This is a genomic window from Streptomyces sp. NPDC088387 (assembly GCF_044753385.1).
GTDB lineage: Bacteria > Actinomycetota > Actinomycetes > Streptomycetales > Streptomycetaceae > Streptomyces.
In genome coordinates this window covers 1-8,705 of record NZ_JBIVNC010000032.1, presented here as the reverse complement: position 1 = coordinate 8,705, position 8,705 = coordinate 1, and the positions used below count along the sequence as shown (strand labels likewise).

Annotated in this window: 1 protein-coding gene; it reads right to left on the bottom strand. The window is 73.8% G+C overall.

Features of this window, described 5'->3' with window-relative positions; all coding sequences use genetic code 11:
• Positions 1-8,629, bottom strand: an 8,629-nt coding sequence (locus ACIQAC_RS40710) for an amino acid adenylation domain-containing protein (RefSeq protein ID WP_402200775.1), incomplete at its 3' end; no start/stop codon positions are given.
• Positions 8,630-8,705 lie beyond the last annotated feature (76 nt).

Genomic DNA, 8,705 nt, shown 5'->3' with positions numbered 1-8,705 from the left:
AGAACCCGTCGTCAACCCCCACCACCTCCAGCCCCAACACCTCGGCGAACAAACCGCACAACACCCGCTCCACCTCAGAACGCGGAGCCCGCCCCGACACACGCGAAGCAAAATCCGGCGCCGGCAACGCCGACCGATCCACCTTCCCGTTCGCCGTCAACGGCAGCCGCTCCAGTGGGACGAACGCCGTCGGGACCATGAACTCCGGGAGCCGCGCGGACAGATACGCCCGCAGGTCGTCCGGATCGGCGCCGGTGACGACATAGGCGACGAGGCGGCTCTCTCCGGGCCGGTCCTTGCGGGCGACCACGGCCGTCTGTGTCACCTCGGGGTGCGCGGAGAGGGCGGATTCGATCTCGCCGGGCTCGATGCGGTGACCGCGGATCTTCACCTGGTCGTCGGCTCGTCCGACAAAGACCAGCTCGCCGTCACGGGTCCACCGCACCACGTCGCCCGTGCGGTACATACGCTCGCCGTCGGCATACGGGCAGGCCACAAAACGCTCCGCCGACAGCTCCGGACGACCCAGATAGCCGCGCGCGAGCCCCGCACCGGCCACGTACAGCTCCCCCGCCACCCCGACCGGCACCGGCAGCAGGAACTCGTCCAGGACCAGCGTCCGGGCGCCGGTCATCGGGCCGCCGATCGGCACCTGGTCGCCGCCCGGGGTCAGCGGGGCGCTCATCGCCGCACAGACCGTCGTCTCGGTCGGCCCGTACGCGTTGACCATCCGCCGTCCCGTCGACCACCGGTCGGCCAGGGCGGCCGGGCAGGCCTCGCCCGCGACGACCAGGGTCCGCAGGACGTCGGGGAGTGCCTCCTCCGTGCCGAGCACACTCGGCGGCACGGTGACATGGGTGGCGCCTGCCCGCAGCAGGGACTCACCGAGCGCCGTCCGCGGCGGCAGCTCCTCGGGTCGGGCCAGGACCAGGCAGCCGCCGGACAGCAGTGCCATGCACAGCTCGGACACGGCGGCGTCGAAGCCGAACGAGGCGAACTGGAGCACCCGCGAGTCGGCGCGTACGGCGAACCGTTCGATCTGTGCCCGCGCGAGGTTGCCCAGCCCGGTGTGGCTGACGACCACGCCCTTGGGCTGTCCCGTGGAGCCGGACGTGTAGATGACATAGGCGGCGTTGGCCGCCCGCAGCGGCGCCCGCCGCTCGTCGTCCCCGACCGGGCCGCCCGGGTGTCCGGCCACCGCCCGTGCCACCGCCGGGTCGTCCAGCACGGTGGTCCGGGCCGTTGTGCCCTCGGGGACCGAGCCCTGTGTCGCGCGGGTGCAGAGCACCAGGTCGGGGCCGGAGTCCCGCAGCACACGGGCGATCCGTTCCGCCGGATGGTCCGCGTCGACCGGTACGAAGACCCCGCCCGCCATCGTCACGGCCAGCAGGGCGACCACGGTGGCCACCGACCGGTCCGCCACGACCGCGACCCGGCGCTCCGGGCCGACCCCGCGGCCGACGAGGTAGCGGGCGAGCCGTCCCGCACGCTCCGTCAGTTCCGTGTGGGTCAGGCTCTGTTCACCGGCGACGAGGGCCGGCGCGTCCGGGGTCCGGAGGGTCTGGGCGGCGAGGAGGTCCGGGAGCGGCAGGGCCGGGGCCGGCGCCCCGCTCCGGTTCCAGCCGTGCAGGGCCAGTTCGCGGCCCGCCGTGTCCACGGCCTCCACCCGGCCGACGGGTGTCGACGGTTCGGCCGCCATCTGCTCCAGGACCCGCAGCAGGGCGGCGATCATCGTGTCGGCGTCGTCGCGGTCGAAGATGTCCGGCCGGTGCACGAAGTCGCCCCGCATCCGCTCGCCGGGCGACAGGACGAAGGTCAGCGGGTAGTGGCCCATGTCGTCGGGGGCGCCGATCGGCCGGATCGCGAGGGTGTGCGGGTCCGGCGCCTCGACGGGCGCGTGGGGGTAGTTCTCGTACACCACGAGTGTGTCGAAGACGGCGCCCGGTCCGGCGAGCCGCTGGATCTCCGCCAGGCCCAGGTGCTGGTGGCCCAGGAGGGCGACCTGGCGTTCCTGGACGTCGGCGAGGAGCTGGGCGACCGTACGGGCCGGGTCCAGCGGCACCCGTACCGGCACGGTGTTGATGAACAGGCCGATCGCGGACTCCACACCCGGCACGTCCGTGGGCCGGCCCGCGACCGTGGCGCCGAACACCACGTCCGTGCGGCCGGTCAGCCGCGCGAGCAGCAGCGCCCACGCGCCCTGGACGACCGTGTTGACGGTCAGCCCGTGTGTGCGGGCCAGTTCGGTGACGGCGCCGGACAGTTCCTCCGTGACTTCGAAGCGGACCCGTTCGGGCACCACGGACCGGGTTCCGGAGTCCGCGGGCACCACGAGCGTCGCCTCGTCCAGGCCGGCGAGTTCGGCGCGCCACGCGGCGCGCGCGGCCTCCTTGTCCTGCCGGTCCAGCCATGCCAGGTAGTCCGCGTAGGAGGCCGCCGGGCTCAGGGTCCCGCCGGTGGCCCGTGTGCCGGCTGTGCCGGTCTTGTAGGCCTCGGACAGGTCGCCGATCAGGATCGGCAGGGACCAGCCGTCCATGACGATGTGGTGGCTGGTGAGGACCAGGCGGTGCCGGTTCTCCGCCAGCCGGACCAGCAGCACCCGCAGCAGCGGTGCCCGCGTGACGTCGATCCGTTCCGCCTGTTCCGCGGCTGCCAGGCGGCGCAGTCCGGCGAGGGCCTCGTCCTCCGTACGGCCGGACAGGTCGGCCTCGCGCCACGTCGGCGCCGGGTCCCGGACCACCACCTGTACGGCGTCGCCCGACGCCGCCCGGTGGAATCCGGCGCGCAGCACGGGATGCCGGCGCAGCACCGTGGCCCAGGCCGCGCGCAGCCGCCCCACGTCCAGTGGCCCGTCCAGGGCGAGCATCCGCTGTCCCTGGTAGAGGTCGGGGCCGTCGGCGTCGAAGGAGGCGTGGAACAGCATGCCCTCCTGCAACGGGGTCAGCGGCCACACCTCGTCGAGGTCAGGCACCGCGGCCTCGATCTCGTGCACGTCGTCCTGGGTGAGGGTCAGCCGCGGGAAGTCGGACGGTGTGTGCCCGCCCGCGCCGGGGGTGGTGGTGTGGTCGGCCAGGCCGCCGAGGACGGCCAGCCAGTGCCGGCCGAGCCGTTCGGCGTCGGCCTCGTCCAGGAGCAGGCCGGGCCAGCTGAGGACGATCGTCAGTTCGGGCCCGTCGGCGGTGTCCCGGACGGCTGCCCCCGCCTCCAGGGTGTGACCGGCGGGCAGGTCGGGGTCGACGGAGCCGCCGAGGGCCGAGGCGCCGGCCGGCTGCCACGGGGCGGTCCGGCCGCCGGCGGGGGCGCGGCCCTCGAACCGGCCCAGGTAGTTGAAGCCGACCTGGGCGGCGGGGGCGGCGCGCAGCGCGGGCGCGGTCCCGGGGTTGAGGTGGCACAGCAGGTCGTATCCGAGGCCGTCGCCGGGGACGGAACGTATCTGCTCCTTGACCGTCTTCAGCAGCCGGCCTGCGGCCGGGCCGCCCGCCGACACCTGTGGCAGATCGGTTCCGGACACGTCGAGGCGGACGGGGTGGGAGCCGGTGAACCAGCCGACCGTGCGGGACAGGTCCATGTCGTCGCCGAGCGCTTCGCGCCCGTGTCCCTCGACGTCCACCAGGAGGCTCTCGCCGTCCCCGGTGTCCTGCCGCCAGTGCGCCACGGCGGCCGCGAGACCGGCGAGCAGCACCTCGTCCACGCCGCAGTGGAACGCGTCCGGGGTGCGGCCGACGAGGGTCGCCGCGTGCTCCGGCGGGAGTGTCCAGGTGCGGCGGCGCATGGTGGCGGCGGTGTCCCGGGCCGGGTCGAGGGCGCGTTGGCCCAGGGGGGTCTGCGGGATGTCCAGCAGGGCGGTCCAGGACGGGAGTTCGGCGACGCGCTCCTCGGAGACGGCCTGTGCGGCGAGGAGTTGGGACCAGCGCCGGAAGGACGTGCCGACCGGGTCGAGCGCCGGGTCGCGGCCCTCGGCGACGGCCTCGCAGGCGGCCCGCAGGTCCGGCATCAGCACCCGCCACGACACCCCGTCCACCACCAGGTGATGCGCTACGACGACCAGGCGGCCCACCTCGTTCGGACCCGCGTCCACCCACACCACGCGCACGTTCACACCCGCCACCGGGTCCAGCCGGGCCGCCTCGTCCCGGGCGAGCCGGTCCGTGTCCGCCACGTCTCCGACCACGCGGGTGACCAGCGCGGCGGCGTCCACCGAACCCGGCTCGCCCACCACGAGCCTCAGTTCGTCGGGCAGCGCACGCGCCCGCAGCATGTCGTGGGCGTCCAGGACGGCGGCCAGCCCGGCCGTCAGCACGTCCAGTCCGATACCGGTGGGCGCGCCCACCGTCATCCACTGCGCGAAGCCAGGACGGACCGCGTCCGCGCCCATCGCCAGCATCGCGGGGGTGAAGGCCACCTCGCCGGTCCCGACGTCGTCCGGCGCCGACCGGTCGGCCACCGGTACCGCCACGGCAGCGAGCCCTTCGGGTGTCTTCTGCTCGAAGACCTGACGCGGGGTCACCGCCAGTCCGGCCCGGCGGGCCCGGGAGGCCAGCTGCATCGAGCTGATGGAGTCACCGCCCAGCCCGAAGAAACTGTCGTCCACACCCACCCGATCCAGGCCCAGCACCTCGGCGAACAGCTCGCACAGCAGCCGCTCGGTCGCCGTGCGCGGGGCACGGTCCGAGGTGCGCGACGCGAAGTCGGGGGCGGGCAGCGCGGCGCGGTCCACCTTGCCGTTGGGGGTCAACGGCAGCCGGTCCACGACGAGTACGGCCGCCGGCACCATGAACTCGGGGAGCCGGTCCGCCAGATGGGCGCGCAGCTCCTCCGGGTCCACCTCGCGCCGCCCGTCCGCGACGACGTAACCGACCAGCAACTTGTCCCCGTTGCCCGCGGTGTTCGCGTTGCCCGCGTTGCCCCCGGTGTTCGCGTTGTCCGCGTTGTCCGCGTTGTCCGCGTCGCGGGCCGCCACCGCGGCCTGCGCGACGGCCTCGTGGCCGGCCAGCACGGCCTCGATCTCGCCCAGCTCCACCCGGAAACCGCGCACCTTCACCTGCGCGTCCGCCCGCCCCGCGAACAGCAGCTCACCGTCCGGCGTCCACCGGGCCAGGTCGCCGGTGCGGTACATCCGGTCACCGGCGCCGTGCGGACAGGCGACGAACCGCTCCCCCGTCTGGCCGGGCCGCCCCACATAGCCGCGCGCCACACCCGGACCGGCGACATACAGCTCGCCCGTGACACCCGGCGGGACCGGCCGCAGGAAGTCGTCCAGCACAAAGGTGCGTACGTTCGCCAGTGGACGTCCGATCGGCGGTGCCGCGTCGTCGGCCCCGATCCGTGCCGCGACCGGACCCGCGGTCGCCATGACCGTGGTCTCGGTCGGGCCGTAGGTGTTCCACAGTCGTGTGCGGCCCGCCCAGCGGCTCGCCAGACCGGCCGTGAGCAGCTCGGCGCCCAGCACCCAGGTCCGTACGCCGGGCACGGCGTCCGCGTCCAGCACTCCCAGCAGGGACGGCACGACACTCGCCGTCCGCACACCGGTGGAGGCGATCATCGCGGACAGGGACTCGGGCGAGGTGCGGTCGTCCTTGTCGGCGATGGCCAGGGTGCCGCCGGAGGCCAGGGTCACGGCCACGTCGAGTACGGCGGCGTCGAAGCTGAAGGAGGCGAACTGAAGCGCCGTGACACCCTCGTCGACGCCCAGGACGGGCCGCATGGCCTGCGCCAGGTTCGCCACCCCACCGTGGGCGACCGCCACCCCCTTGGGCCGGCCGGTCGAGCCGGACGTGTAGATGACGTAGGCCAGTTGGTCCGCAGTCACCCGCGCATCGAGGGGCCGGGCCGACGTCACCTCCGTGTCGTCCGGGGACACCCACGGCACTCCGCCGAACGGCGCCCCCCGGCCCACCACGACCCGCACCTCACTGTCGGCGACCATGAACTCCAGCCGGTCCGCCGGGTACTCCGGGTCCAGCGGGACGAAGGCTCCCCCGGCCTTCCACACGGCCAGTTCGGCGACCACGGTCTCCACCGAACGCGGCAGGCACAGGCCGACCCGCACCTCGGGCCCGACGCCCAGATCCACAAGACGGTGTGCCAGCCGGTCGGACCTGTCGTCCAACTCGCCGTAGGTCAGTGCCACATCACCGCACCGCACGGCCGGGGTGTCCGGTGACCGCCGGGCCCGGTGGGCGAACGACTCCGGTATCAGCACGTCCGGGACGGCCGTCCCGGTGTCGTTCCAGGCTCCGGTCACCCGTGACCGCTCGCCGTCGTCCAGGACGTCGATCCGGCCGACGGGCGTCTCGGGGTCGGCCACGAGCTGTTCCAGGACATGGATGAGCCGGCGGCCCACGCGGACGGCCTCGTCCCGGTCGAACACGTCGGGCCGGTAGGTGATGCGTACCTGGAGGGAGCCGTCGGGGACGACGCTCACCGCGAGCGGGTAGTGAGTCTCGGCCCGGGTGTTCAGCTGGGTCATCGTGAACCCGCCGCGACCGTCCCCATGGCCGTCGCCGGGACCGTCCTTATGTGCGTCGCCGGTGAAGGCGGTGGTGTCCTTGGGGTAGCTCTCGAACATCAGCATCGTGTCGAAGCCGGCGCCGGCGCCCGCGACGGCCTGGATGTCGGACAGGCTCACATGCTGGTGGGACAGCAGCTCGGACTGGCTGTGCTGGAGTCCCGCGAGCATCTCGCTCATCGCCTGCCGGGGATCGAGCCGCACCCTTACGGGCAGGGTGTTGATGAACAGGCCGACCATGGACTCGACGCCGGGTACCTCGGGCGGGCGGCCCGCGACGGTGGCGCCGAACACCACGTCCGTACGCCGGGCCAGCCGCGCCAGCACCAGCGCCCACGCGCCCTGCACCAGCGTGTTCAGGGTCAGGCCCCGGCGGCGCGCGAGATCCCGCAGCGCCTGTGAGGTGGCTCCGGAGACCTCGACCGCGCTCTCCTCGGCGGCGATCCGCGCCCCGCTCATGAGGTCGGCGCCCGCCACCCGGGTCGGTCCGTCGAGGCCGGCGAGTTCCGTGCGCCAGGCGGCGCGGGCGGTGTCGCCGTCCTGGCGGTCCAGCCAGGCGAGGTACTGCCCGTAGGACGCGGCCCGCTCCAGGCCGGACGGGTCGCCGCCGGCCCGGTAGGTCGCGGACACCTCGTTGAAGGTGATCGGCGTCGACCAGCCGTCCATCACGATGTGGTGGCTGGTGAGGACGAGCCGGTGCCGTTCGTCGGCGAGCCGGACCAGGAGCAACCGCAGCAGCGGGGGCGCGGTGACGTCGATCCGCGCGGCGAGTTCCTCGGCGGTGAGCCGGTCCAGTTCGGTGAGCGCCTCGTCGTCGGTGCGGCCGGACAGGTCCGTCTCCCGCCACGGCAGCACCACGTCACGAGCGACGACCTGCACGGCCTCGCCCGAGCCGAGCCGGTGGAAGCCGACCCGCAGTGCCTCGTGCCGGGCGACGAGCGCCTCCCACGAGGCGCGCAGCCGCCGCGCGTCCAGGGGGCCGTCGAGCGCGAGGACCCGCTGGCTCTGGTAGACGTCGGGACCGTCCTCGTCGAAGGTCGCGTGGAACAGCATGCCCTCCTGCAACGGGGACAACGGCCAGACGTCCGTGAGGCTTGGCACGGCCGCCTGGAGCCGGTCGAGGTTCTCCTGCGTCAGGGCGGGCACCAGCGGGAAGTCGGAGGGCGAGTGACCGCCGGCGCCGGGGGCCCGGGTGTGCACGGCCAGTCCGCCGAGCATCGCCAGCCAGGTGTCGCCCAGGTGTTCCGCGGCCGAGTCGGTCAGCACACCGGCCGGCCAGCTCAGCCTGACCTCCAGCTCGGGCCCTTCGGGTGTCTCCCGGACCGTGGCGTTCGCCTCCAGGGAGTGGGGCAGCCGCATCTCCGGGGCGACGCTCCCGCCGAGCGCGGTCTCACCCACCGGCTGCCATGCGGCGGGATCCGCGACGGAGGCGGAACCACCAAACCGGCCGAGGTAGTTGAAGCCGATCTGCGGTGCGGGCGCGGCGCGCAGGATGGGTGCGGTGTGTGGATTGAGGTGACGCAGCAGGTCGTGGCCGAGGCCGTCCCCGGGGACCGCCCGCGCCTGCTCCTTGACCGTCTTCAGCAGCACACCGGCGGCACGTCCGCCGGCCTTGACGTCCTCCAGGTCGACGTCGGCGGCGTCCAGGCGCACGGGGTGCGAGCCGGTGAACCATCCGACGGTACGGGAGAGTTCGGCGTCGGCGAGGAGGTCCCGGCCATGCCCTTCGACGTCGACGAGGACGGCGGTGTCCGACGTTCGGCGGCCGTGGGTCACGGCACCGACGAGCGCCGACAGGAGGACGTCGTCCATACCGCAGTGGAACGCCGCCGTGGTCCGGCCGAGCAGGACGGAGGTCTGCCGGGGCGGCAGGACCCAGGTCCGCTGACGGAGGGTGGCGACGGTGTCCACGGCGGGGTCGAGGGAGCGTTCTCCCAGGGGCGCCTGAGGCTCCCCCAACAGAGCCTGCCAGGCAGGGAGTTCGGCGACACGTTCCTCGGACACGGCCTGCGCGGCAAGGAGTTGGGACCAGCGGCGGAACGACGTACCCACCGGATCCAGCACCGGCTCACGCCCCTCGGCCACCGCCTCACACGCAGCCCGCAAGTCAGGCAGCAGCACCCGCCACGACACACCATCCACCACCAAGTGATGCGCTACGACGACCAGGCGGCCCATCACACCCGGGCCCGCGTCC